The following is a 26,125-nucleotide window of genomic DNA, read 5'->3' as shown; positions in this document are numbered from 1 at the left end:
ACAATGAACGTTGTCGATCAAGTAAAGGATCGGTTAAAAGCAGAGATTAAAGAAGCAGTTATAAAAGCAGGTCTTGCTAATGCTGAAGAAATACCTGAAGTTGTTTTAGAATTACCAAAAGAAAAGGCTCACGGTGACTATGCGACAAATATGGCTATGCAGCTGGCACGTGTAGCGAAAAAAGCACCACGTGTGATTGCAGAAGAGCTTGTGAACAACTTTGACAAATCAAAAGCTTCAATTGAAAAGATAGAAATTGCTGGACCCGGCTTTATTAACTTTTACATGAACAACCGTTACTTAGCAGATTTAATTCCAACGATCGTTGATGCAGGAGACAGTTACGGTGAAACAAAGGCAGGCAATAATGTAAAAGTCAATGTTGAGTTTGTATCGGCAAATCCAACAGGTGACCTTCACTTAGGACATGCTCGTGGTGCCGCAGTAGGGGATTCATTAAGTAATATTCTTGCAAAAGCAGGCTATTCCGTAACACGAGAATATTACATAAATGATGCAGGTAATCAAATTCACAACTTAGCTCTTTCTGTAGAAGCTCGTTATTTCCAGGCGCTTGGTCAGGACAAGCCTATGCCGGAAGATGGCTACCATGGAGCAGATATTATTGAAATCGGAAAACAACTTGCAAGTGAGTACGGTGACCAGTATGAATCGAAGTCAGATGAAGAGCGATATGAATTTTTCCGTTCGTACGGTTTGAAATATGAACTTAAAAAGCTTCAGAAGGACTTAGACAGCTTCCGTGTTCCATTTGATGTTTGGTTCTCTGAGACATCTTTATATGAGAACGGAAAAATAGATCAAGCACTTGCGAAGCTAAAAGAGCAGGGAATGATTTTTGAAGAAGAGGGTGCAACGTGGTTGCGTTCTATGGACTACGGTGATGACAAGAACCGTGTATTAATTAAAAATGACGGCTCTTACACATACTTAACGCCAGATATTGCGTACCATAAGGATAAGATTGAACGAGGGCACGATAAGTTAATCAACGTTTGGGGAGCGGACCACCACGGTTATATCCCTCGTATGAAAGCGGCGATTCAATCACTAGGGTACGGTGCAGATGTACTTGAAGTTGAAATCATTCAAATGGTTCAACTATACCAAAACGGTGAAAAAGTAAAAATGTCAAAGCGTACAGGAAAGGCTGTTACACTCCGTGAATTAATGGATGAAGTTGGAGTAGACGCGATGAGATACTTCTTCGCCATGAGAAGTGCTGATTCTCATATGGATTTTGACATGGACTTAGCTGTTTCGAAATCAAACGAAAACCCAGTCTTCTATGCTCAATATGCGCATGCACGTATATGCAGTATTTTACGACAAGGTGAAGAGATGAACCTACAAGGCTCAGATCTGAATCTGGATCTTGTTACATCAGAAAAAGAATATGAACTACTTAAGAAGTTAGGGGAATTCCCGGCAGCTGTTACAGAAGCAGCAGAGAAACGCATGCCTCACAGAATTACAAACTATGTATTTGAATTAGCTACAGCACTTCATAGCTTCTACAATGCGGAGAAGGTGTTAGATGCTGAAAAGCTTGAATTAAGTAAAGTTCGTTATGCATTAATGAAGGCTGTTCAAATAACATTAAAAAATGCATTATCATTAATTGGAGTTTCTGCTCCAGAAAAAATGTAGTGTGTCTATTTAAACAATTTATAAAAATTGGGAAGTTCTCATAATGCTAAGTAAAGGCATTGTAAGACTTCCCTTTTTTGCGCGTAAGAAAGGATGAGGTAAACCATAGGTAATCTCCAGCTTCGAATGATCTGCTCTTGGCCAAGTATTCTAATCTATTTTCAATAAGAAGAGTTTCTGTTAAAATGTTATTTTGTGGCTTTCTTTATAGAGAGCGGGTAGGGAGAGGGCTAATTGAATAAAGGTAGTAGCATCATGAAAAACAAATGGTTATACAGGCAATTTCAGCTTGAGCAAAATAAGACAACAGCTAAACGAGAGGTAATGGCAGGAACAATTGGCTTTTTTACAATCGTATACATCATTGCTGTCAATTCTCTCATTTTATCTGAAGCTGGGATACCAATGGAAGGGGCAATATTAGCAACTATTTTTACATCAGTTGTCGGTTGTTTGCTTATGGGCTTTTTTGCGAATGTACCCATACTCCTTGTACCAGGGATGGGCATTAATGCGTTGTTTTCCTACACAATGGTCCAATCAATGGGATTATCATGGCAGGAAGCATTAGCTGTCGTATTTGTTTCCGGTCTCATTTTTATGCTGGTTGCATTTTCTCGCTTTTCAAAAACGCTAAGCGATTCAATTCCGCACTCCTTAAAAGAGGCGATTTCGGTTGGACTTGGAATGTTTTTGATATTGATTGGTCTTGAGAAGGGTGGAATTGTAGAGAAAGGAACAAATTCAATTATCCAACTGGGTGAGTTAGGAGAGCCTTTAGTTCTTTCAACAATTGTGACTTTTCTAATTGCGCTAATATTGTTTATACGCAATATACCAGGAAACTTCTTAATTACAATCGTTTTGGGGACAATTATTGGATCCTTATTTGGTATCATTGACTTCGCGCAGCCTGCTGGAGAAGAATTCTCTCTAGCTGACTATATGGAAGTATTCAGCGCAATGTCCTTTGCCAAGATTTTATCGTCCACCTTTTGGATCGCTGTTTTCTCACTAACGATGGTTATTGTTTTTGAGAATATAGGACTTGTTCATGGTCATGTAGCGTTCATTGAGCGAAATGAAAAATTTGCTCGTGCGTTTCAAATGAATTCTATATCAGCCATGCTATCAGGGTTGTTCGGAACAAGCCCGACTGTATCAAGTGTCGAGAGTGCTGCCAGTATGGCTGCGGGAGGCAGAACAGGACTAACCTCAGTAACAACAGGACTTTTGTTTTTACTGTCCGTATTTGTCATCCCTGTTATTAAATTAATTCCAAATAGTGCAATTGCACCGATCTTGATTATCATTGGTGGATTAATGCTCCAAAATATTCGCAATCTAGATTTAGAAGATTTAACAGAGAGTTTCCCGGCTATTCTTATTATTGCTATGATTCCTTTTACTTACAGCATCGCTGATGGTATTGCAATTGGATTCATCTTATATCCAATTCTTAAGTTTGCTACAGGTAGAGGTAAAGAGGTTTCATTAATATTACTCGTAATCGCGACACTATTTTTGATTAACTTTATCTTGCATGTGATGAGTTAATGAAAGCTAAAAGGCTTGGCCAAAAGTATTTTTGGCGAAGAAAAATCCGAACAATCATCTCAAATTCGTTTAATAGGATTTGAATGAGTTCGGATTTTTTTATTTGTATTGTTAGAGACTACGTTTTGTTTTAAGGTATGTTCTTGCTGTTAATTGGAGTGCAAGACGAAGACTCCTGCGGGAGAAGCGAGTTAGGTGAGACCCCGCAGGGAGGAACGACTGAGGAGGCTCACCAACCGCCCACGGAAAGCGAAGTCTTGCACGGAAATTAACAGCTGTATTAAAAGGCTATCTAATTTGAAATTGTTCGTCTTTAGAGTATCGTGTTTTAGTTTTGTCCCAACCTCTTATTAATTTTTGGTTCCGGAAATATGTGGCGCCCAGTCGAAGCATATGACTGGTGCGCTTTCTTTTTTTGAGAGTTATGACCACAAAATTAGGTCATACTTATAATAGTAAAACTTAGAATGTGAAAAATGGAAGGATGTTTGAAGAATGAGAGAAGTCTTCTTAGCACTTATCACAGGTGTTATTGTAGGTTTTTTATTTGCTTTATTACGCTTACCGATTCCTGCACCACCAGCGTTAGCGGGAGTAACCGGTATTGTAGGTGTTTATCTTGGTTTTAAATTATTCATGTGGGTATCACCACTATTACCTTGGGTAAAATAATAAACCAAAAATCCCTTCTCATTAAAGAGGAGGGATTTTCATTTCCACTCGATTGCGCCGCCACGAACTCTCTTTATACCTCTTATGCTAGAAATATCTTCGACTAGCTTTAGGGCAGCTCGATCCTTTTCCTTCGCTTCAATCATAATATCAAAGTCTCTTCCGATTGATTTAGCAACTTTTAAAAAAGGTAGAATGAATTCTAAATCTACAAAGTCAGCGTGATGTCTAAATTGTTTTTCGGTTTTTGGTGAAGAGATATGTACCTTTGGAATCAATCCGAAGTGATCCCATGTTTCAAAAACGGAAGGTAATAGCTCTTCTAAACTTTCCTCACTAAGGTTAGCCATATGGTGATGGTAATCAAACATTAACGGTATGGAATGCTCTCTACAAACGGCAAGTGTTTCTGCCATTGTGTAGGTTTTGTCGTCGTTTTCTAATGTCATCCGACCTTTCACATCAGTAGGCAAAAGCTGAATGTTCTTGTTAAATCGTTTAAGGGCTTCCTCTTTATCGCCATATGCTCCGCCAACATGAATGTTAATGAGGGAGGCATCTTCAATGGTCATCCCTTTAAGTACGTTATAGTGATACTCCATATCTTTAACTGCATTTAACGTGACTTGCTTTTTATCACTTGTAAAAAGAGTATACTGGTTTGGGTGAAAGCTAAGTCTCAGTTTATGTGTTTTTACAAACTCACCAATATCCTTAAGTTCCTCTTTTAAGTCGCTCATATAGTCCCAGTTTACTTCTGGATGTGTCGCAAGCGGAACAATAGACGAGGAAAGGCGGTATAAATCGATTTCATGTGCAACATTGTACATGAGCGCCCGTTTTGTGTTGTGAAGGTTCAGTTTAGCGAGTTCCACTAATCGAGGAATTCTTTCCTCTTTCATGAGCTTTTTCCAATTTGTAAAGGTGATTGTTTTAGAGGGGGAGCTTTCCCACAGTGATAATGCTGTGGAAACATACCCAAATCGTATTCTCATAACTTTCTCCATATATCTATAATAGTTTTGATATAAGTTTTGAAAAAACTTCTTTTAGCCTTTGCAGTATTGAGCGATTTTGCAGAAAATCCATCGTTACCTTTTCAGAAAAGTCAATATCCCTCAATAAGCTTTCTCGTACTTCATCAATGAATGGTCTATCAGTAATAATGCAATTAATTTCATGATTCAAAAATAAACTGCGCTTATCAAAGTTGGCGGTTCCGATATCACATATCTCTCCATCCACTACAATGACTTTTGCATGAAAGAACCCATAATAATAACGATAAACGTTGCAACCTGCCTGCAAGAGTGGTTTGAAGTACGGTATGGCGGCTTCTTTTACGAAGGGATGGTCAGCTCTCATAGGAACAATAACATGAACATTTACGCCCCTTTTAGCAGCCTGTAAAATCTCATTAAATAGCTTACGACTTGGAATAAAGTATGGAGTACCGATAATAATCTCAGATTTTGCTCCACGTATTAAATCAATAAATACGTCCTGAAGAAAAACACCGTGTGTAGGAACAATGCTATGTTCATGTTTTCCAGGTAATTGCTGCGGAAAATAAGCATCATTATCCAATGCATTTTCCTTCGTTGCTTTTTTCCAGTCCTGTAAGAACTGCGTCTGCAGATCCTGAACTCCTTCCCCAACAATGCGAAGATGGTAATCTCTCCAATCCCCGAGCTTGGGGTCTTGTCCAAGGTATTCCTTTCCAATATTAAATCCGCCAACATAGCCGGTTTTTCCATCTATCACTGCAATTTTTCGGTGATTTCTTTCATTAATCGAGTAAACAATAAACGGAAGTTTTGGAACATGACAAAAAGAAAATTGAACACCACTATCTTTAAGCTTTTGAATCATGAGTTTAGTTAAATTCACACTACCGATGCGATCTAACAGTAGTCTTACTTCAACATCTTGTTTCGCCTTATCCATTAATAGCTCTAGAAAGGTATTACTGATATTATCATCTTTCACAATGTAAAATAAAATATGAATGTGCTTTTTCGCATTTTTGATTTCATAAAATAAATCATCATACAGCTTTTGCCCTGTAATAAATAATGCAATATCACTTTTACGAGTAGGATAGCTTCGCTTTTTCATACGTCTAATATGAAAAAATCGGCCAAGTTTGTAATCAACTATCATCCATATAAATATAATCAATAGTACAAGGAAGAAGATGGCCATTCATGAGCCTCCTAACATCATCACACATACCTTGAACGCTAAACTTTATCTTCCCCTAATGGATGGGAAAAGATTCATTAATAAAATGTGTTGACTGAATGCTCATTCATATTATAATGGAAGTATAGAAATAAAAATCTGAAAATTTATTACTGTTTAAATTATTTGTTATGTAAGGGTTTCCTAACTTGACGAAGTAATAAAACTTTCATTTTTTAAAGGAAGGGGTTAAACGATGAATCCGCTATTATGGATTAACTTCATTGCATTTTTACTTGTAACCGCTTACGCTGTCCATTTGTTTGTGTACTTAATTCAAACTCGTCTTGCTTACATTAAGCTAGGAAAAAAGGTTGAATTTGATGGAAAACTAAAAGAACGTATGGAGAAGATTTGGGTTAACGTTTTTGGTCAGAAAAAACTATTAAAAGATAAAAAAAGTGGAATTATACATGTTATGTTCTTTTATGGTTTTATTCTTGTCCAATTCGGAGCGATTGATTTTATTTGGAAAGGTCTAGTTCCCGGATCGCACTTGCCGTTAGGACCATTATATCCAGGTTTTACATTCTTCCAAGAAATCATCTCATTAATGATTTTAATTGCGGTAGTTTGGGCTTTTTATAGACGTTATGTTGAGAAACTAGTCCGCTTAAAAAGAGGTTTCAAATCAGGGTTAGTTTTACTATTCATTGGTGGATTAATGCTATCTGTTTTATTCGGAAACGGGATGGGAATCGTCTGGCATGGTCATGAATTAACATGGTCAGAACCTATTGCATCTAGCTTTGCCTTTTTATTAAGTGGAATTGGTGAGACTGCATCGATAGTTCTGTTTTACGTAGCTTGGTGGATTCACTTATTGTTCCTTTTAACTTTCTTAGTTTATGTGCCGCAATCCAAGCATGCTCACTTAATTGCAGGACCTGCGAACGTATTTTTCAACAGATTATCAAGACCAGGAAAACTAGAAAAAATTGATTTTGAAGACGAAACACAAGAATCATTCGGTGTTGGGAAAATTGAAGATTTTACTCAATCACAATTAATCGATTTATATGCTTGCGTTGAGTGTGGACGCTGTACAAATATGTGTCCAGCAACAGGTACAGGGAAAATGCTTTCTCCAATGGACTTAATTTTAAAGCTTCGTGATCACTTAACGAATACAGGTGCGGCAGTAACATCACGTACTCCATGGGTACCAGCTGTAGCTTTTTCTAACACACAAGGTAATCAGATTGCAATGATGGCTTCTGGTAAAGGTGTAGAAGAATCTGCAGGTGCTCTTGATATGTACAGCCCAAGCTTAATCGGTGAAGTAATTACTGAAGAAGAAATTTGGGCGTGTACAACGTGCCGTAACTGTGAAGACCAATGTCCGGTTATGAATGAACACGTTGATAAAATTATTGACCTTCGTCGTTACTTAGTATTAACAGAAGGTAAAATGGATGCGGATGCACAACGTGCAATGACAAACATAGAGCGTCAAGGTAATCCGTGGGGATTAAACCGTAAAGAACGTGAAGACTGGAGAACAGCTCGCGAGGATGTAGTCGTTCCAACAGTGAAAGAATTAAGCAAGCAAGGTGAAGAGTTTGAATACCTATTCTGGGTAGGTTCAATGGGTTCATATGATAACCGTAGCCAAAAGATTGCATTATCTTTTGCAAAGCTTTTAAATGAAGCTGGTGTGAAGTTTGCGATTTTAGGAAACAAAGAAAAGAACTCTGGAGATACTCCTCGTCGCTTAGGAAATGAATTTTTATTCCAAGAGCTAGCAACGAAGAATATTGAAGAATTTGAAAAGAATGAAGTCAAGAAGATCGTAACAATCGATCCTCATGCTTACAATATCTTTAAAAATGAATATCCTGATTTTGGATTAGAAGCTGAAGTGTACCACCATACAGAGCTACTGGCTGAGTTAGTAAGAGACGGACGATTAAAGCCTAAGTACGCAGTTAATGAAACGATTACGTTCCATGATTCTTGTTACTTAGGACGCTACAACGAAGTGTATGATCCACCACGTGAAATTTTAAAAGCAATTACCGGTGTAAAGCTAGTTGAAATGGAACGTAACCGCGAAACGGGTATGTGCTGTGGAGCTGGTGGAGGATTAATGTGGATGGAAGAACATTCAGGTACTCGTATTAACGTTGCGAGAACAGAGCAGGCATTAGCTGTGAATCCATCTGTCATTAGTAGTGGATGTCCATACTGCTTAACAATGATCAGTGATGGTACAAAGGCGAAAGAAGTAGAAGATAAAGTTCAAACATTAGACGTAGTCGAAATTTTAGAAAAGGCTGTTTGTGGTGATACAAAGGAATTAGCTTCTTAATACTAAGTAAGTTTATTTTCACCATAAGAACGGGATAAAACTAGTAAACTACGAATATAGTATAGGTGAAGGTGTACGATTAAATTGTCGTACACCCCCTTTTGTGAAAGTAACCGAGCGAGCGTTCAATCGGCATGTACAAAGCAATAGGTGCCGAGGAATTGATATATTTTTTGTTAGGTGTTGAAAGCGTTTACTACATTAGTGAGGTGGATTGAAATGGGAAGAACTGTGATTTTAAGTGGAGTTCGTACACCGTTCGGTAAATTTGGCGGAGGATTAAGTACTTTTACAGCATCTGAATTAGGTGGAATGGCAGTGAAGGAGGCGTTGAATCGCGCCAATGTTACTCCAGAAGATGTTCAAGAAGTTATTTTAGGAACAGTCCTTCAAGGTGGTCAAGGGCAAATTCCATCTAGACAGGCTGCTCGTCATGCAGGTATTCCGTGGGAAGTGAAGACGGAAACAATCAATAAAGTTTGTGCTTCAGGATTAAGAAGTGTGACACTGGCTGACCAAATTATTCGTGCAGGTGACGAAGAAGTCATTGTTGCTGGTGGAATGGAATCGATGAGTAACGCACCTTATGTTTTACCAAAGGCAAGATGGGGATTACGTATGGGAGATGCAACTGTGACTGACCTAATGGTGCACGATGGACTCACATGTTCCTTTGAAGGCGTTCATATGGGGACGTATGGAAATGGAGTGGCAAGTGAGCTTGGACTTACAAGGGAAGAACAAGATGCTTGGTCATACAGAAGTCATGAACTAGCGATTAAAGCAATTGAGAGTGGAAGATTAGCTGAGGAAATCGTTCCTGTCGAAGTTCCAAGACGTAAGGGAAATCCGGTAGTAGTAGAGAACGATGAATCTCCACGTAAGGAAACGTCGATAGAAGCGTTAGCGAACTTAAAGCCAGTATTCGGAAAAGACGGTACGATCACAGCTGGAAATGCACCAGGAATTAATGACGGAGCAGCTGCACTTGTGTTAATGAGTGAAGACCGAGCAATTAGTGAGGGACGCAATCCACTAGCTACGATCATCGGGCATGCAGCAATCGCAACTGAAGCAAAAGACTTCCCGAAAACACCAGGAATCGTGATTAACGAACTACTTAAGAAAACAGGGAAATCCATTGAAGAGATCGACCTTTTTGAAGTAAACGAAGCATTCGCGGCCGTGGCACTTGCAAGCGGTAAAATTGCGGGTCTTAATCCAGAAAAAGTGAATGTGAACGGCGGAGCAGTAGCACTGGGTCATCCAATCGGTGCAAGTGGAGCACGCATCATTATCACACTAGCGTACGAACTCAAACGACGAGGCGGTGGAATCGGAATCGCCTCCATATGCTCAGGTGGCGGCCAAGGCGACGCAATTATGATTGAAGTAAAAGCATAAAGTGATTTAGCGCTTTAAAGCATCGGGGGCCTGTCCCCCATTACTGTAAAGTGTTAAAGCGAATCGTGCGCGAAAAATAGATTAATATTATTTTAGATTCGGAGGAGAAACGATGAGTGTTGAAAAGATTATGGTCATTGGTGCAGGTCAGATGGGTTCAGGAATTGCGCAAGTTTGTGCAATGGCTGGATATAGCGTGTACTTACAAGATCTGAAACAAGAGTTTGTTGATAGAGGATTAGGAATCATCAACAAGAACTTGTCTCGCCAGGTAGAAAAGGGACGTATGGCTGCAGATGAGAAGGAAGCAATCTTAGCAAGAATTAGCAGCTCTACTGATATAAACAATGCAAGCGAAGTAGATCTGGTTATTGAAGCAGCAGTTGAAAACATGGAAATTAAGTCAAAGATCTTCGCAGAACTAGACAAAATTGCGCCAGCTCATGCAATTCTTGCAACTAATACTTCATCATTACCGATTACAGAAATTGCGGCAAGTACAAACAGACCTGAAAAAGTAATTGGCATGCACTTTATGAATCCTGTACCAGTTATGAAACTAGTGGAAATTATTCGCGGCTTAGCGACCGCAGATGAAGTATATAGCACAATCGAAGAAATTACGAAAAAACTTGATAAAGTACCAGTAGAAGTAAACGACTTTCCAGGATTCGTATCAAACCGTATCCTAATGCCAATGATTAACGAAGCGATCTACACATTGTATGAAGGTGTAGCATCGGTAGAAGCAATCGATGAAGTAATGAAGCTTGGTATGAACCACCCAATGGGTCCGTTAACTTTAGCTGACTTTATCGGATTAGATACATGTCTATACATCATGGAAACATTACACGAAGGCTTTGGTGACGACAAATACCGTCCATGCCCACTTCTACGCAAATACGTAAAAGCAGGCTGGTTAGGACGTAAATCAGGACGCGGATTCTACACATACGCGTAACGAAAAACGAGCGGTGCTTTCGCGCTTTAACGTAGTGGGGGCCTGTCCCCCATCGCTTTAAAGAGCTAAAGTGCAGGGGCGAGCGCATAAGGGATTTGGCATCTAAGGAGGTTCATAATATGGATTTGAGATTTACAGAAGAGCAGGAAATGATGAGGAAGATGGTTCGAGATTTTGCTCAAGGACAAATTGCTCCATTTGTTGAACGAATGGAAGCAGGGGAATTTCCACACGAAATTCTAAAAAAAATGGGTGAGCTTGGATTAATGGGTATTCCAGTTCCAGAGCAATATGGCGGAGCTGAAATGGACTTCATTTCTTACATTATTGCCATTCATGAAATATCAAAGGTTAGTGCAACGATAGGGGTGATCCTCTCTGTACACACGTCTGTAGGGACAAACCCAATACTCTATTTTGGTACAGAGGAGCAAAAGCAAAAGTACGTTCCAAAGTTAGCGACAGGAGAATACCTAGGAGCATTTGCCCTTACAGAGACAGGTGCAGGATCTGACGCGGGAAGCTTAAAAACACGCGCAGTGAAAACGGGAGATCACTACATCTTAAACGGATCGAAAGTATTCATTACAAACGGGGGAGAAGCAAATACGTATATTGTGTTTGCATCGACTAATCCAGAAGAAGGAACTAAGGGAGTTTCAGCATTTATTGTTGAAAAAGATACGCCAGGTCTTGTCATCGGAAAAGACGAACACAAAATGGGTCTTCACGGTTCACGCACAGTGCAGCTTTCCTTCGAAGATATGAAAGTACCTACAAGTAATCTACTTGGAGAGGAAGGACAAGGCTTTAAAGTTGCAATGGCAAACTTAGATGTTGGACGAATTGGTATTGCAGCTCAATCCTTAGGTATTGCAGAAGCAGCTCTAGAACATGCAGTAGACTATGCAAAAGAACGGAAGCAATTCGGCAAGTCAATTATTGATCTTCAAGGAATTGGCTTCAAGTTAGCAGACATGGCGACAAATGTAGAAGCTGCAAAGCTATTAACCTACCGCGCGGCCTTCCTAAGAATGAATAACCAGCCATGCGGTGTAGAAGCATCGATTGCAAAGCTTTTTGCTTCGAAGACAGCGGTTGAAACAGCTACAGAGGCTGTTCAAGTATATGGTGGGTACGGCTTTACAAAGGAATATCCAGTAGAAAGATTTTTCCGTGATGCTAAAATTACCGAAATTTATGAAGGTACTAGCGAGATACAACGACTTGTTATTAGCAAACGTTTATAATTTTCACATTTAATAGATTACAAGAGGAAACCTACTAGGAGGATATAAAAATGAACTTTAAACTTTCTGAAGAACATGAAATGATTCGTAAAATGGTACGTGACTTTGCAAAAAATGAGGTAGCACCAACGGCTGCAGAACGTGATGAAGAGGAACGCTTTGACCGTGAAATTTTTGACAAAATGGCAGAGCTGGGCTTAACAGGTATTCCATGGCCAGAAGAGTACGGTGGAATTGGAAGTGACTACCTTGCATACGTAATCGCAATCGAAGAACTTTCCCGCGTTTGTGGATCAACAGGGGTAACACTTTCAGCTCATACTTCACTAGCTGGATGGCCGGTATACAAGTTTGGTACAGAAGAACAAAAGCAAAAGTACCTTCGTCCAATGGCAGAAGGAAAATCAATCGGTGCATATGGCTTAACAGAGCCAGGCTCAGGTTCTGATGCAGGTGGAATGAGAACAACTGCACGTAAAGACGGAAATGACTGGATCATTAACGGTTCGAAAATCTTCATTACAAACGGTGGAGTAGCAGATATTTATGTTGTATTTGCTGTAACAGACCCTGAAAAAGGTTCAAGAGGAACAACGGCATTTATCGTAGAAAGTAACTTCCCAGGATTCTCTGTAGGTAAGAAGGAAGCAAAACTAGGAATTCGTTCATCTCCTACAACTGAAATCATGTTCGAAGATTGCCGTGTACCTGCTGAAAACGTACTTGGCGAAGAAGGTATGGGCTTCAAAATTGCGATGATGACACTTGATGGTGGCCGTAACGGGATCGCAGCTCAAGCAGTTGGAATTGCACAGGGTGCACTAGATGCAGCTGTAGATTATGCAAAAGAGCGCAAACAGTTTGGAAAAGCAATCATCGAACACCAAGGTATTGGATTTAAACTAGCGGATATGGCTACAAGTGTAGAAGCTGCTAGATTGCTAACATACCAAGCAGCATGGTTAGAGTCAGAAGGTCTTCCATACGGAAAGGAATCGGCAATGTCAAAATTATTTGCTGGAGATGCAGCAATGAAAGTAACAACAGAAGCCGTTCAAGTATTCGGTGGTTACGGCTACACGAAGGATTATCCAGTAGAGCGCTTCATGCGTGATGCGAAAATTACTCAAATTTACGAAGGAACACAAGAAATTCAACGTCTAGTAATCTCAAGAATGCTAGCGAAATAAGAAAAGTAAAAGGTAGCCTAGCATCATAAAAAGTTAGGCTCCTTCCTAACTATTGGCGGTGTGAAGATGAAAAAGCAAAACGTGCCTGCTTCTGTAAAAGATGAGAAGCTCATTGAAATAAGAAGGAATCAAATGATCAAAGGGGCAGTTTCTTTATTTAAAGAAAAAGGCTTTCACCGTACAACAACACGAGAAATTGCCAAAGCAGCGGGATTTAGTATTGGAACGCTTTATGAATATATTGGAAAAAAAGAAGACGTCCTCTATTTAGTTTGTGACCGAATCTATGATGAAGTAAGTGAACGATTAAAACGAGACATTGATCCAAAGAAAGGCGATACAAAAAGCCTGCTACTTGCCATTAAGAACTATTTTAAAGTAATGGATGAAATGCAAGATGAAGTGCTAGTTATGTATCAGGAAGCAAAGTCTTTATCTAAAGAAGACTTACCATATGTATTAAAAAAAGAATTAGAAATGGTTGAGATGTTTGAAGCAATTTTAAAGGCTTGTGTTGAAAATGGTGAATTCGACCTCCATGAAAATGAGAGGAAATTAATCGCTCATAATATTTTCGTACAAGGACAAATGTGGGGCTTTAGACGATGGGCACTGCAAAAGCTCTATTCCTTAGAAGAGTATACAAATTCTCAAATTGAAAATTTGTTAACAGGTATTAATCGATAGACAAGAAGTTAAAGGAGGGTTACGTATGACGGTTACTGAAATTTATAAGCCGAAAAATCATATTCGTTTTGTGACAGCGTCATCTCTTTTTGATGGGCATGATGCTTCTATTAACATTATGCGTCGTATTATCCAAGCAAGTGGGGCAGAAGTCATTCACCTTGGTCACAATCGTTCAGTTGAAGAAGTAGTTTCTGCTGCCATTCAAGAAGATGTTCAAGGAATTGCAATTTCTTCTTACCAAGGTGGACACGTGGAATACTTCAAATATATGTACGATTTACTAAAAGAAAGAAATGCTTCACACATCCGTATTTATGGTGGCGGTGGCGGGGTTATTATTCCTCGTGAAATTCATGAACTGCATGACTATGGAATTGCTAGAATCTTCTCGCCTGAAGATGGCAGACAGTATGGTCTTCAAGGAATGATTAACCGCATGATCGAGGAATGTGATTTCCCAACAGTTACATCCATTACAAACGAGCTTGAAGGGCTTAAAGAAGGCAATATTCAAGCGATTACGAGACTTATTACTCTTGCTGAAGGGCAAGTCAATGCAACAAATGAAGCAGCGGCTGCAGCAGAATCTGTATTAGAAAAAGTGAAAGAGCTTGCAACTGACACGCCTGTATTAGGAATTACAGGTACAGGTGGTGCTGGAAAAAGCTCGTTAACAGATGAAATCGTTCGTCGTTTCTTAAATGAAATTGAGGATATTAAAATTGCCGTACTATCTGTTGACCCGACGAAGCAAAAAACAGGTGGAGCACTACTTGGTGACCGCATCCGTATGAATGCAATCTTTAACCCGCGCGTATTTATGAGAAGTTTAGCAACTCGTGGTTCTCGCACAGAACTTTCTCTTGCAATTAAAGATGCAATTGCAGTAGTTAAAGCTGCTGGCTTTGACTTAGTCATTGTTGAAACAAGTGGAATCGGTCAAGGTGATGCAGAAATTAGAGAAATCTCTGATGTTGCGATGTACGTGATGACAAGTGAGTTCGGGGCGCCTTCACAGCTTGAAAAGATCGATATGATTGATTATGCAGACTTAATTGTCATCAATAAGTTTGAGCGTAAAGGCTCTGAAGATGCAAAGAACCAAGTTCAAAAGCAATACCAACGCAGTCATCTGTTGTTTGATAAAGATTTAGCAGGAATGCCTGTTTACGGTACGATTGCAAGTCAATTTAACGACCAAGGAACGAATTCGCTTTTTGCTGCGCTAGTTGACTTAATTAATCAAAAAGCAGGAAAAGCTTGGACTACAACTTTTTCAAAAGATAATCTTGTTGAAAAGCAAAACGTGATCATTCCGAACAACCGTCGTTACTACTTAAGAGAAATTTCAGATGCAGTACGCGGTTATCATAAGATGACAGAAGAACAAGTTCAAGCAGCACGCAAGCTGTTCCAATTAGAAGGTGCAATTGAGGCAGTTAGTGAAAAAAGTGAGGCAGTTGCGGTACTGGAAGAAGCAAAGGCTGCATTTGAGTATAAGCTAACTCCAGTATCGAAGAAGTTACTTGAAGGCTGGTCACAGTTAAAAGAAAAATATACTGGTAAGCAATTTGTAACGAAGGTTCGGGATAAAGAGATTGTTACTGAGTTAACAACGAAGAGCTTATCTGGCTTAGATATTCCAAAAGTTGTACTTCCGAAGTTTGTAGATTACGGTGAAATCCTACGCTGGATTTACAAAGAAAATGTCCCAGGTGCATTTCCGTTTACGGCTGGAGTATTCCCTTTCAAACGTGAAGGAGAAGATCCGAAACGTCAATTTGCTGGTGAAGGTACACCAGAAAGAACAAACCGTCGTTTCCATTACTTATCAAAGGACGATAACGCGAAACGCTTAAGTACGGCGTTTGACTCTGTAACGCTTTATGGAGAAGATCCAGACTATCGCCCAGACATTTACGGTAAGGTTGGGGAAAGTGGAGTAAGCATTTGTACACTTGAAGATATGAAAAAGCTATATGATGGCTTTGATTTATGTGCACCTTCAACGTCTGTGTCGATGACAATAAACGGCCCGGCACCAATTATTCTGGCAATGTTCTTTAACACTGCAATTCACCAACAAGTTGAAAAGCGTGAACAGGAACTAGGTAGAATTTTAACAGTAGAAGAGTATATGGAAGTGAAAGCACAAACTCTTCAAACGGTTCGTGGTACGGTTCAAGCAGATATTTTAAAAGAAGACCAAGGGCAAAACACATGTATCTTCTCAACAGAATTCGCGCTTCGTATGATGGGAGATATTCAGCAATACTTTACGGATCACCGCGTGCGAAACTACTATTCAGTTTCAATCTCTGGTTATCATATTGCTGAAGCGGGTGCAAACCCAATTTCTCAGTTAGCCTTTACATTGGCAAATGGCTTTACGTATGTTGAGTACTACTTAAGCCGCGGCATGAACATTGATGATTTTGCTCCTAATTTATCTTTCTTCTTTAGTAATGGCTTAGACCCTGAATATACAGTAATTGGTCGTGTAGCGAGAAGAATTTGGGCAATTGTCATGAAAAATAAATATGGTGCGAATGAGCGTAGCCAAAAGTTAAAGTATCATATTCAAACAAGCGGACGTTCACTGCATGCTCAAGAAATTGACTTTAACGACATTCGTACAACGCTACAAGCGTTAATGGCAATTCACGATAACTGTAACTCCCTTCATACAAATGCGTATGACGAAGCAATTACAACGCCAACTGAAGAATCAGTTCGTCGTGCCATGGCCATTCAAATGATTATTACAAAAGAGCATGGTCTAACGAAGAACGAAAATCCATTGCAAGGTGCGTTTATCATTGAAGAGCTAACAGATTTAGTAGAAGAAGCGGTACTACAAGAGTTCGAAAGAATCAACGACCGCGGTGGCGTGTTAGGTGCGATGGAAACGCAATACCAACGTGGTAAGATCCAAGAAGAATCCATGCACTATGAAATGAAAAAACACTCAGGTGAATTACCAATCATTGGTGTGAACACTTATTTAAATCCAAATCCACCTTCAGAAGAAGAGTTAAATAACATCGAGCTAGCTCGAGCATCACAAGAAGAAAAAGAACAACAAATTCAAAATCTGCGTGCATTCCAAGGCGAACATGCAGAAAAAACAGAAGAATCACTAAAACGCCTAAAACAAGTGGCGGTATCGGGTGGAAACATCTTCGAAGAGCTACTAGAAACGGTAAAAGTAGCAAGCCTTGGCCAAATCACACGTGCCCTCTACGAAGTAGGCGGACAATACAGAAGAAATATGTAATAGAAACAAACAAGGAGAGCAGTAAAGCTCTCCTTGTTTATGGTGTGAAATAAAGATAATTCGACAAAATTCGGGTGGTGCCTGGCACCTGTCGAATGGTTTAAGGCACTTTTTACTTAAAAACGTTACACATGTATAGCATATTTGGTATAAATTTGTTTATAATGAAAAGTATGTTTACTATTAGTTTTATCTTCTTGCATTACTATTATCATAATCTTTCATTTATACTATTATGATGGAAGCAAGAGTTATACATAGGAAAGGGAGTGCCACGCCTTGAGTTTAAAACAATACTCAACGGAGCAAATCAAGCAACTGTCAATGATTGAATTGGCATATGAGATTATGGCTTCAAAGAAAGAAGCAATTGTATTTAAGGATCTTGTTAAGGAAATTGGAAAACTTCTTGAACTCTCCGAAGATGAATTGAGAAGTAAAATGGCTCAATTCTATACAGACTTAAACATAGATGGTCGTTTCCTTACTCTCGGTGAAAACAGATGGGGATTACGTAGTTGGTATCCGTATGATCAAATCGAGGAAGAGACACCTCAGCCTGCAAAGCCGAAGAAAAAAGGTAAGAAGAAGGCTGCGGTTGAGGACGAAGATGATTTAGATCTAGATATTGAAGAATATGATGAGTTAGATGATGAAGAATATGACGATATTGATGATCTTGAAGAAGAAGACGACGATCTACTTGATGAAGACGACGATGAAGACGACGATGATGATGATGATGACTTTGATGACGATCTTCTAGACGATGATTTAGACCTTGATGCAGATGCAGATGATGAAGAAGAGGATGAGTTTGACGATCTAGAGGACGAGGACGAAGAAGATTTGTAATCTAGTCCTTGACTTTTCTTAAGCCTCTATATAGAATCATATTTGGGCTCTAGAAAAACGGAACGTCACGAGAGACGTTACTTAATTAGCAGAGATTGCTCCCTTGAAAAAGGTGAGCAATTTCTGCTTTTTTTGTTGGCATTTATGAAAAACCATGGCAATGTTCCAGTCATTCGACTGGGCTAACTTAAGTTTTTCTAAGGTTCTTTTCGTAACCATTGTTGGTATTAATCAAATTGTGGGCATCTTTAGTAAATCAATACAGCTGAACCATTCATGGCTTAGACAAATAAGATGCCTCATAACCTCAATAGGCATGATAAACAACAATCTATGCGAAAACTGCCTTCCTAATGACAACTCATAATAAAACCGGTAACTGTAACATGTTTGAGGACTTTGTGCCGGTGAGTTTTCCGAAATTGCTCTTTTCATAAATTTTAATAGGTTTTAGCACAACAATCATACTGGAAAGGGAATGTTATATACAGAAAACGAAGACCCTTTAAAGTTGAATGTGCTACCAAATAATTGGAAGGGCTTTTGTGTTTTATGCATGAACAATGAGGCGTTACTTCATAATGAGTTAAAGAACAGATGAGGGGGATCAACATGACAAAGTATATTTTTGTAACAGGTGGAGTGGTTTCATCACTAGGTAAAGGAATCACAGCAGCATCATTAGGAAGATTATTAAAAAACCGCGGATTAAGCGTAACAATCCAAAAATTCGATCCATACATAAATGTGGACCCAGGTACAATGAGCCCGTATCAGCATGGTGAAGTATTCGTAACTGATGATGGCGGAGAAACAGATTTAGACTTAGGACATTACGAGCGTTTTGTTGATATTAACGTAAGTAAATATTCTAGTGTGACAACAGGTAAAATTTATTCTACTGTATTAAAAAAGGAGCGTCGTGGAGATTACAACGGTGGAACGGTTCAAGTTATTCCTCATATTACGAACGAAATTAAAGAGAGAGTTTACCGTGCAGGTCGTGAAACAAATGCAGATATCGTTATCACGGAAATTGGTGGAACGGTAGGGGACATCGAATCACTACCTTTCCTAGAAGCAATTCGCCAAATGAAGAGCGATGTCGGACGTGATAACGTCATGTACATTCACTGTACGCTAGTTCCTTACATTAAAGCGGCAGGTGAAATGAAAACAAAACCAACTCAGCACAGTGTAAAAGAACTTCGTAGCTTAGGTATTCAACCAAATGTGATTGTAGTACGTGCGGAAATGCCACTCACACAAGACATGAAGGATAAAATCGGTTTATTCTGTGACATCGATCCTAAAGCGGTAATTGAAGCAATCGATGCAGACACATTATATGCTGTTCCACTATCTCTTCAAGCACAAGGCTTAGATCAAATTACATGTGAGCATTTAAAACTAACATGTAAAGAAGCAGATATGACAGAATGGACAGAGTTAGTAGATAGAGTTAGAAATCTTTCTAAGAAAACTACGATTGCTTTAGTAGGAAAATACGTTGAGTTACAAGATGCTTATATTTCAGTAGTTGAAGCGTTAAGACACGCTGGATATGCTTTTGATAGTGATATTCAAGTAAACTGGATTAATGCTGAAAACGTATCACATGAGAATGTACATGAATTACTGAAGGACGCAGACGGAATTTTAGTACCGGGTGGCTTTGGCGACCGTGGTGTGGAGGGAAAAATCGCAGCAACGAAGTATGCACGTGAAAAGCAAGTTCCATTCCTTGGTATTTGTCTAGGCATGCAACTAGCGTCGATTGAATTCGCAAGAAACGTATTAGGACTAGAGGGTGCTCACTCGGCAGAAATTGATCCAAATACGCCGCATGCAATTATAGATCTTTTACCAGAACAAAAAGATGTTGAAGATTTAGGTGGAACACTTCGCCTTGGCTTACAACCGTGTAAGCTGAAAGAAGAAACTCGTGCATTCTCAGCGTATCAAGATGAGGTCATCTACGAGCGTCATCGTCACCGTTATGAGTTCAACAATCAATATCGTCAAGCGATGGAAGATGCAGGATTTGTGTTCTCTGGAACTAGCCCAGACGGTCGTTTAGTAGAAATTATCGAGATCAAAAATCACCCATGGTTTGTTGCGTCTCAATTTCACCCAGAATTTATTTCTAGGCCAACAAGACCACAACCATTATTTAGAGATTTTGTTCAAGCATCCTTACAAAATAAAGAATCATAAAAAAAGAGCCTTCGTTTGAAGGCTCTTTACTCATTTTCTTCCAAAAATTCTTTAACCGTAAAATATAATCCATAATAAGCATACAATGCTCCAATCGTTGTTGGTACACCATAGCGGTTTCCGGTTTCATCTGGGATCAATCCCTTTGTAACATAACTGTCGATATGTACATCTACAATAGAAGGCAAACGACCATCATCTCCTTTATTAGAGACTGCAACTACTGAGATTCCTTTTTCACTAAGAACTTTTGCTAGTTCAACAGCAGATGTATCTGCAGAAGTTCTAGTTATTAATAGTACTCGATCTAGTGAAGTCACATCAGCAAGGACGCCGTCATTATACAAGGGTAATGCCTTTGGGAACACTTCTGGTCCTTCTAGAGCAGTTAGCTCTACTGCTTTTAACTCATCAAATCCATGAATATAAACCGTTCCATCCCCAATTATGGCTTGTGATAGTAGTCGTGCACCATCCTCTAAGTTCTCTTCCTCTTTTTCCTCAATTTTTTTAAAAATACCTTGTAGTTGTGTTGCGAAAATTTTTAACATAATTCGCACCTTTCTTACGTTTAATTTGCTATTATTATAAAACAATACGTGGTAAAACACGAATGAAAGAGAAATAAGTAGGAATTTGTCGGAAACTATTCTTAACAAAAAGAAGGAAACCTGGCATGAAAAGGAGAATTATTCTCATAGCTAAAGACTAGGAGTGAATAATGGTGAGTGGAAAACTATTAATTGTAGACGATCAATTTGGAATTCGGATTCTATTAAATGAAGTATTTCAAAAAGAAGGCTATCAAACATTTCAAGCTGCAAATGGTTTTCAAGCACTTGACATCGTAGATAAGCATTCTCCTGAACTTGTTTTGTTAGACATGAAAATTCCGGGTATGGATGGAATTGAAATATTGAAGCGAATGAAAGTGAAGGACAAAGATATTCAAGTTATCATCATGACAGCATATGGTGAGTTGGATATGATTCAAGAAGCAAAAGATCTTGGTGCAATCACACACTTCGCAAAGCCGTTTGATATTGATGATATTAGAGAAGCGGTTAGAAAGCATTTGCCCATTCGTTCATAAACATGTACCTGCTTAACAATTGCTGTTTTCAGCATTAGTTGGTATGCTATAAACTGAAACCTGAGCCAATAGTTTAACTAATTTGGCTTTTTTCAGTGTAAAGAGCTACATAATTGGTGGTAACTAGGGTATGATAGTAGAGATTGTGTTGCGTACCGAGGTTATTAGGAAAGATACATAAGGAGGATTTAATATGCCTTTAGTTTCAATGAAAGAAATGCTAATTAAAGCAAAAGAAGAAGGTTACGCTGTAGGTCAGTTTAACTTAAACAATTTAGAATTTACACAAGCTATTTTGCTTGCGGCACAAGAGGAAAACTCTCCTGTAATTTTAGGGGTATCTGAAGGTGCTGCTCGTTATATGGGTGGTTTTAAAACAGTTGTAGCAATGGTTAAGGCGCTTATAGAAGATTACAACATTACAGTACCTGTAGCGATTCACTTAGACCACGGTTCAAGCTTTGAATCTTGTGCAAAAGCAATTCATGCAGGATTTACGTCGGTAATGATTGACGCTTCTCACCATCCATTTGAAGAAAACATTGAAACAACAACCAAAGTTGTAGAACTAGCACACTTCCATGGAGTATCAGTTGAAGCTGAACTTGGGGTAGTTGGCGGGCAAGAAGATGACGTAGTAGCAGATGGCGTTATCTACGCTGATCCTAAAGAGTGTGAAGAGTTAGTGAGCCGTACAGGTATTGACTGCTTAGCTCCAGCACTTGGTTCTGTTCACGGGCCTTACAAGGGTGAACCTAACCTTGGCTTCAAGGAAATGGAAGAGATCGGAAAAGCAACGGGTGTACCTTTAGTACTTCATGGTGGTACAGGAATTCCTACAAAGGATATTCAAAAAGCAATTTCCTTTGGAACAGCTAAAATCAACGTAAATACTGAGAATCAAATTGCTTCTGCTGCAAAAGTTCGTGAAGTTCTAGCGGCGAAGCCAAATGAATATGATCCACGTAAATACCTAGGACCTGCTCGTGATACAATTAAAGAAACGGTACAAGGTAAAATGCGCGAATTTGGTTCATCTAACAAAGCATAGACGAATGAAGACCGCCTAATGAAGAGGCGGTTTTCTTATCTTAAATAAAGGGGGAATATATATATGAAGTTTTTTATTGATACAGCGAATATCGAAGAAATTAGAGAAGCGAATTCTTTAGGGGTTTTAGCGGGTGTCACGACAAACCCTTCATTAGTAGCAAAAGAAAAAGGAGTTTCCTTTGAAGACCGCCTGAAGGAAATTACAGCCGAAGTAACAGGCTCGGTTAGTGCTGAAGTAATAAGTCTAAAAGCAGACGAAATGATTGAAGAAGGAAAGAAGTTAGCGGCGATTGCACCTAACATTACAGTAAAAGTGCCAATGACTCCAGATGGACTAAAAGCAGTAAAAGTTTTCACGGAACTAGGCATTAAAACAAACGTAACCCTTATTTTTTCTGCAAACCAGGCACTTTTAGCAGCAAGAGCTGGTGCAACGTATGTATCACCATTTTTAGGTAGATTAGATGATATTGGTCATGATGGACTAGAGCTAATCTCAAAGATTGCAGATATTTTCCATGTTCATGGGATTCAATCAGAGATCATTGCAGCATCTATCCGTCATCCTCAACACATTACAGAATCAGCACTACGTGGAGCACACATTGCAACAATTCCATTTAAAGTAATCATGCAAATCTTCCACCACCCACTAACAGATAAAGGAATTGAACAATTCCTGGCTGACTGGGAAAACCGTTAAAAAATCGGCCTTTGGTCGGTTTTTTTTTATATAAATGACTCTGTTAAAGTACAGTGTTGATTTTTATCTATATGTTGATTTTAGTGGAAGGTGCGAGACTTCTGCGGGAGAAGTGGAACAGGTAAGACTCATGCAGGAGCAAAGCGACGAGGAGGCTCACCGCTCGCCAAGCGGAAAGGGAGTGTCTCCCAGGAAATCAACATTATTGTTTAACAGAATCCATATAAATAAAAGACTTTGTAGCGTCTCATGGATTGTTCGTTATATCGCCTTAAACAAATGCTAAATTCTATGTTATGATAGTGTCTAATTAAAATAAAATACTAATTCTTCCTAAGCTAGATATATTGTCACAATTTTACCTTTTCATTACATATTTTTTTACATTTCGTGTAAACTAAAAAGTAATAGAATTGTGGAAGGGCTATTGGTTATAGCCAGTCGTCTATTTAGCCTTGCGTCTTTTGAGGAAGAAGGGAGACATATATGGATATGGAAAAGCTTAAAATTGAAGGTGGAAATAAATTAAGAGGAACAGTTCGTGTTAGTGGAGCGAAAAATAGTGCAGTTGCATTAATTCCTGCAACGATACTAGCAGATTCGCCAGTAGTTATAGATGGTTTACCGAATATTTCAGACGTTCAAATTCTATCAGATTTATTACAAGAGATCGGTGGTACCGTTTCTTTAAATGAAAATGAAATTATTGTTGATCCATCAAGAATGATTTCCATGCCATTACCAAATGGAAAAGTGAAAAAGCTTAGAGCTTCTTATTATTTAATGGGAGCCATGCTTGGTCGTTTTAAAAAGGCGGTTATCGGTCTTCCTGGTGGATGCCACTTAGGCCCACGTCCAATTGACCAACATATTAAAGGATTCGAAGCACTAGGAGCACAAATAACAAATGAACAAGGTGCAATCTATTTGCGTGCAGATGAATTAAAAGGAGCGAGAATTTATTTAGACGTTGTGTCTGTAGGCGCAACCATTAACATAATGCTTGCTGCTGTACGTGCTAAAGGACGTACAATCATTGAAAATGCTGCAAAGGAACCAGAAATTATTGATGTAGCAACACTTTTAACGAGCATGGGTGCAAAAATCAAAGGTGCTGGAACAGATGTCATCCGTATCGATGGTGTTGATTCCCTGCATGGTTGCAGACACTCTATCATTCCAGACCGAATTGAAGCAGGTACATACTTAATACTTGGCGCGGCTATGGGTGAAGAAGTTTTAATTGATAACGTTATTCCATTACACTTAGAATCTTTAATTGCAAAGCTTCGTGAAATGGGGATTTCAATAGAATCAAAGGATGATCAAATTTTAGTACGAGGAACGGATAACTTAAAACCTGTTGATATTAAGACATTAGTATATCCTGGTTTCCCAACCGATCTTCAGCAACCGTTAACTTCTTTATTAACGAAGGCAAATGGATCAAGTATTGTAACGGACACGATATATGGAGCACGTTTTAAGCATATTGATGAACTTCGTAGAATGAGCGCAACGATTAAGGTAGAAGGACGTTCTGCCATTATTAATGGTCCCTCTAAATTACAAGGGGCGAAAGTTCGGGCAAGTGACTTAAGAGCTGGTGCTGCTTTAGTTGTTGCTGGATTAATGGCAGAAGGAATTACAGAAGTAACAGGCCTTGAGCACATTGACCGAGGCTATGAAAACTTAGTAGATAAGCTAACAGGTTTAGGTGCAGTTATTTGGCGTGAAAGCATGTCAAAGCAAGAAATCGAACAGCTTCAAAATTCATAATCACATATTTCAATATATATGTTATACTAATTGTGGAAACGAACAATTGGTATAACATATTTTTGTTTAAAAGAGTAAAAAAGATGATCGTGATTGGCAAGGGAGAGGAAAAGAATGGAACGTAGTTTATCAATGGAACTTGTCCGAGTTACTGAAGCTGCAGCATTAGCATCAGCAAGATGGATGGGAAGAGGATTAAAAAATGAAGCAGATGATGCAGCAACCTCTGCAATGCGTGATGTGTTCGATACCATTCCGATGAAAGGTACAGTTGTCATTGGTGAAGGTGAGATGGATGAAGCGCCAATGCTTTATATCGGTGAGAAACTAGGTACAGGCTATGGACCTCGTGTTGATGTTGCCGTTGACCCGTTAGAAGGAACAAATATTGTCGCAACAGGTGGCTGGAATGCATTAGCAGTTTTGGCAGTCGCAGACCATGGTAACCTCTTGCACGCGCCAGACATGTACATGGATAAAATTGCAGTAGGTCCAGAAGCTGTAGGTAAAATTGATATTAATGCGTCTGTTTATGATAACTTAATGGCTGTTGCCAAAGCGAAAAATAAAAACATTGAAGACGTTGTAGCTACAATTTTAAACCGTCCACGACATGAGAAAATTATTAACGAAATTAGAGAAGCGGGTGCTCGTATTAAGTTAATCACAGATGGTGATGTTGCAGGAGCAATTAATACAGCCTTTGATCATACAGGTGTCGATATTTTATTCGGTTCAGGCGGTGCACCAGAGGGTGTAATTGCAGCTGTTGCTCTTAAATGCCTAGGTGGAGAAATTCAAGGTAAGCTTCTGCCGCAAACAGAAGAAGAACTGATCCGCTGCAAGAAGATGGGGATTGAAGATGTAAATCGTGTTCTTCGTATGGAGGATTTAGTAAAGGGTGACGATGCGATTTTTGCAGCAACGGGAGTAACAGATGGAGAACTTTTACGTGGTGTCCAATTTACTGGGACAAGTGGAACAACTCAATCACTAGTTATGCGTGCAAAATCAGGAACTGTCCGCTTTATTGACGGACGTCATAGCTTGAATAAAAAGCCAAATCTCGTAATTAAGCCTTAAGAATATGTAGGAGCAGTGTCAAAATATGAGCTGCTCCTTCTTGATTTGACAAAAGATTTGTTAAAACTGCAAAATGTGTCTAAATGTTTTGTACAATTCGGGTGTTGATTAA

Annotated in this window: 20 protein-coding genes; 17 read left to right on the top strand and 3 right to left on the bottom strand. The window is 39.1% G+C overall.

From position 1 onward, the window contains the following. Positions 1 to 3: 3 nt before the first annotated feature. The 3 genes from argS (at position 4) to JR050_RS03715 (ending at position 3,900) form a co-directional block, all read left to right on the top strand. The gene (gene argS, locus JR050_RS03725) at positions 4 to 1,671 is read left to right on the top strand and encodes an arginine--tRNA ligase (protein WP_204202171.1); all 1,668 of its coding nucleotides are present in this window, start codon (positions 4 to 6) and stop codon (positions 1,669 to 1,671) included. Between the two features lie 255 nt (positions 1,672 to 1,926). Further along, positions 1,927 to 3,228 carry an NCS2 family permease gene (locus JR050_RS03720; protein ID WP_204202320.1) on the top strand — a complete coding sequence of 434 codons (1,302 nt, stop codon included), beginning with the start codon at positions 1,927 to 1,929 and terminating at the stop codon, positions 3,226 to 3,228. Positions 3,229 to 3,723: 495 nt separating this feature from the next. Then, positions 3,724 to 3,900 (top strand): XapX domain-containing protein, encoded by a 177-nt coding sequence (locus tag JR050_RS03715; RefSeq protein WP_204202170.1) that lies wholly within the window; start codon positions 3,724 to 3,726, stop codon positions 3,898 to 3,900. A gap of 38 nt (positions 3,901 to 3,938) precedes the next feature. Here the strand turns inward: JR050_RS03715 and uvsE are convergent, their stop codons facing one another. Both uvsE and cls read right to left on the bottom strand, forming a co-directional pair. After that, on the bottom strand, positions 3,939 to 4,895 hold the full coding sequence (gene uvsE / locus JR050_RS03710) for a UV DNA damage repair endonuclease UvsE (protein ID WP_204202169.1): 957 nt from the start codon (positions 4,893 to 4,895) through the stop codon (positions 3,939 to 3,941). 16 nt (positions 4,896 to 4,911) lie between these two features. Next, positions 4,912 to 6,099: a cardiolipin synthase gene (gene cls / locus JR050_RS03705; protein WP_430392851.1), complete on the bottom strand. Its 1,188-nt coding sequence runs from the start codon at positions 6,097 to 6,099 to the stop codon at positions 4,912 to 4,914. Between the two features lie 241 nt (positions 6,100 to 6,340). On the opposite strand from cls, the gene JR050_RS03700 reads away from it, so the two are divergent. The 9 genes from JR050_RS03700 to pyrG all read left to right on the top strand — a co-directional run bounded on the left by JR050_RS03700 (position 6,341) and on the right by pyrG (position 20,302). Next, entirely contained in the window at positions 6,341 to 8,455 is a 2,115-nt protein-coding gene (locus JR050_RS03700) for a (Fe-S)-binding protein (protein WP_204202167.1), read from the top strand. A gap of 219 nt (positions 8,456 to 8,674) precedes the next feature. Beyond that, the gene (locus JR050_RS03695; protein WP_204202166.1) at positions 8,675 to 9,859 is read left to right on the top strand and encodes an acetyl-CoA C-acetyltransferase; all 1,185 of its coding nucleotides are present in this window, start codon (positions 8,675 to 8,677) and stop codon (positions 9,857 to 9,859) included. 112 nt (positions 9,860 to 9,971) lie between these two features. Continuing rightward, positions 9,972 to 10,823 carry a 3-hydroxybutyryl-CoA dehydrogenase gene (locus JR050_RS03690; protein WP_204202165.1) on the top strand — a complete coding sequence of 284 codons (852 nt, stop codon included), beginning with the start codon at positions 9,972 to 9,974 and terminating at the stop codon, positions 10,821 to 10,823. Positions 10,824 to 10,942: 119 nt separating this feature from the next. Then, positions 10,943 to 12,073: an acyl-CoA dehydrogenase gene (locus tag JR050_RS03685; protein WP_204202164.1), complete on the top strand. Its 1,131-nt coding sequence runs from the start codon at positions 10,943 to 10,945 to the stop codon at positions 12,071 to 12,073. Between the two features lie 50 nt (positions 12,074 to 12,123). Beyond that, entirely contained in the window at positions 12,124 to 13,263 is a 1,140-nt protein-coding gene (locus JR050_RS03680; protein WP_204202163.1) for an acyl-CoA dehydrogenase, read from the top strand. A gap of 66 nt (positions 13,264 to 13,329) precedes the next feature. Further along, positions 13,330 to 13,950, top strand: a complete 621-nt coding sequence (locus tag JR050_RS03675; RefSeq protein WP_204202162.1) for a TetR/AcrR family transcriptional regulator — start codon at positions 13,330 to 13,332, stop codon at positions 13,948 to 13,950. Between the two features lie 25 nt (positions 13,951 to 13,975). After that, entirely contained in the window at positions 13,976 to 17,230 is a 3,255-nt protein-coding gene (gene icmF / locus JR050_RS03670) for a fused isobutyryl-CoA mutase/GTPase IcmF (protein ID WP_204202161.1), read from the top strand. Positions 17,231 to 17,509: 279 nt separating this feature from the next. Beyond that, positions 17,510 to 18,085, top strand: coding sequence for a DNA-directed RNA polymerase subunit delta (gene rpoE / locus JR050_RS03665; protein WP_204202160.1), 576 nt, complete (start codon positions 17,510 to 17,512; stop codon positions 18,083 to 18,085). Positions 18,086 to 18,697: 612 nt separating this feature from the next. After that, on the top strand, positions 18,698 to 20,302 hold the full coding sequence (pyrG, locus tag JR050_RS03660; RefSeq protein WP_204202159.1) for a CTP synthase: 1,605 nt from the start codon (positions 18,698 to 18,700) through the stop codon (positions 20,300 to 20,302). A 26-nt stretch (positions 20,303 to 20,328) separates the two neighbouring features. On the opposite strand, the gene JR050_RS03655 is transcribed toward pyrG, so the two are convergent. Beyond that, a complete protein-coding gene (locus JR050_RS03655; RefSeq protein WP_204202158.1) occupies positions 20,329 to 20,853 on the bottom strand; it encodes a DUF2529 family protein in 525 nt (174 codons plus the stop codon). 170 nt (positions 20,854 to 21,023) lie between these two features. Here JR050_RS03655 and JR050_RS03650 point away from each other — a divergent pair, with 170 nt between their 5' ends. The 5 genes from JR050_RS03650 to glpX all read left to right on the top strand — a co-directional run bounded on the left by JR050_RS03650 (position 21,024) and on the right by glpX (position 26,013). Continuing rightward, positions 21,024 to 21,395 (top strand): response regulator, encoded by a 372-nt coding sequence (locus JR050_RS03650; protein WP_204202157.1) that lies wholly within the window; start codon positions 21,024 to 21,026, stop codon positions 21,393 to 21,395. 193 nt (positions 21,396 to 21,588) lie between these two features. Continuing rightward, positions 21,589 to 22,446, top strand: coding sequence for a class II fructose-bisphosphate aldolase (locus JR050_RS03645; RefSeq protein ID WP_204202156.1), 858 nt, complete (start codon positions 21,589 to 21,591; stop codon positions 22,444 to 22,446). A 63-nt stretch (positions 22,447 to 22,509) separates the two neighbouring features. Then, positions 22,510 to 23,151 carry a fructose-6-phosphate aldolase gene (fsa, locus tag JR050_RS03640; protein WP_204202155.1) on the top strand — a complete coding sequence of 214 codons (642 nt, stop codon included), beginning with the start codon at positions 22,510 to 22,512 and terminating at the stop codon, positions 23,149 to 23,151. A gap of 492 nt (positions 23,152 to 23,643) precedes the next feature. Continuing rightward, positions 23,644 to 24,930 (top strand): UDP-N-acetylglucosamine 1-carboxyvinyltransferase, encoded by a 1,287-nt coding sequence (murA, locus tag JR050_RS03635; protein WP_204202154.1) that lies wholly within the window; start codon positions 23,644 to 23,646, stop codon positions 24,928 to 24,930. A gap of 114 nt (positions 24,931 to 25,044) precedes the next feature. After that, the gene (gene glpX, locus JR050_RS03630) at positions 25,045 to 26,013 is read left to right on the top strand and encodes a class II fructose-bisphosphatase (RefSeq protein ID WP_149219060.1); all 969 of its coding nucleotides are present in this window, start codon (positions 25,045 to 25,047) and stop codon (positions 26,011 to 26,013) included. Positions 26,014 to 26,125 lie beyond the last annotated feature (112 nt).

It is taken from the genome of Bacillus suaedaesalsae (assembly GCF_016890225.1).
Lineage (GTDB): Bacteria > Bacillota > Bacilli > Bacillales > SA4 > Bacillus_BS > Bacillus_BS suaedaesalsae.
The sequence above is the reverse complement of the archived record's forward strand: the minus strand, read 5'-3'. Positions and strand labels throughout refer to the sequence as shown.

Excerpts from the sequence above, each read along its gene's own strand:
- argS (WP_204202171.1), top strand. The coding sequence starts at position 4 with ATGAACGTTGTCGATCAAGTAAAGGATCGGTTAAAAGCAGAGATTAAA.
- JR050_RS03720 (WP_204202320.1), top strand. The coding sequence starts at position 1,927 with ATGAAAAACAAATGGTTATACAGGCAATTTCAGCTTGAGCAAAATAAG.
- JR050_RS03715 (WP_204202170.1), top strand. The coding sequence starts at position 3,724 with ATGAGAGAAGTCTTCTTAGCACTTATCACAGGTGTTATTGTAGGTTTT.
- uvsE (WP_204202169.1), bottom strand. The coding sequence starts at position 4,895 with ATGAGAATACGATTTGGGTATGTTTCCACAGCATTATCACTGTGGGAA.
- JR050_RS03700 (WP_204202167.1), top strand. The coding sequence starts at position 6,341 with ATGAATCCGCTATTATGGATTAACTTCATTGCATTTTTACTTGTAACC.
- JR050_RS03695 (WP_204202166.1), top strand. The coding sequence starts at position 8,675 with ATGGGAAGAACTGTGATTTTAAGTGGAGTTCGTACACCGTTCGGTAAA.
- JR050_RS03690 (WP_204202165.1), top strand. The coding sequence starts at position 9,972 with ATGAGTGTTGAAAAGATTATGGTCATTGGTGCAGGTCAGATGGGTTCA.
- JR050_RS03685 (WP_204202164.1), top strand. The coding sequence starts at position 10,943 with ATGGATTTGAGATTTACAGAAGAGCAGGAAATGATGAGGAAGATGGTT.
- JR050_RS03680 (WP_204202163.1), top strand. The coding sequence starts at position 12,124 with ATGAACTTTAAACTTTCTGAAGAACATGAAATGATTCGTAAAATGGTA.
- JR050_RS03675 (WP_204202162.1), top strand. The coding sequence starts at position 13,330 with ATGAAAAAGCAAAACGTGCCTGCTTCTGTAAAAGATGAGAAGCTCATT.
- icmF (WP_204202161.1), top strand. The coding sequence starts at position 13,976 with ATGACGGTTACTGAAATTTATAAGCCGAAAAATCATATTCGTTTTGTG.
- pyrG (WP_204202159.1), top strand. The coding sequence starts at position 18,698 with ATGACAAAGTATATTTTTGTAACAGGTGGAGTGGTTTCATCACTAGGT.
- JR050_RS03655 (WP_204202158.1), bottom strand. The coding sequence starts at position 20,853 with ATGTTAAAAATTTTCGCAACACAACTACAAGGTATTTTTAAAAAAATT.
- JR050_RS03650 (WP_204202157.1), top strand. The coding sequence starts at position 21,024 with ATGGTGAGTGGAAAACTATTAATTGTAGACGATCAATTTGGAATTCGG.
- JR050_RS03645 (WP_204202156.1), top strand. The coding sequence starts at position 21,589 with ATGCCTTTAGTTTCAATGAAAGAAATGCTAATTAAAGCAAAAGAAGAA.
- fsa (WP_204202155.1), top strand. The coding sequence starts at position 22,510 with ATGAAGTTTTTTATTGATACAGCGAATATCGAAGAAATTAGAGAAGCG.
- murA (WP_204202154.1), top strand. The coding sequence starts at position 23,644 with ATGGAAAAGCTTAAAATTGAAGGTGGAAATAAATTAAGAGGAACAGTT.
- glpX (WP_149219060.1), top strand. The coding sequence starts at position 25,045 with ATGGAACGTAGTTTATCAATGGAACTTGTCCGAGTTACTGAAGCTGCA.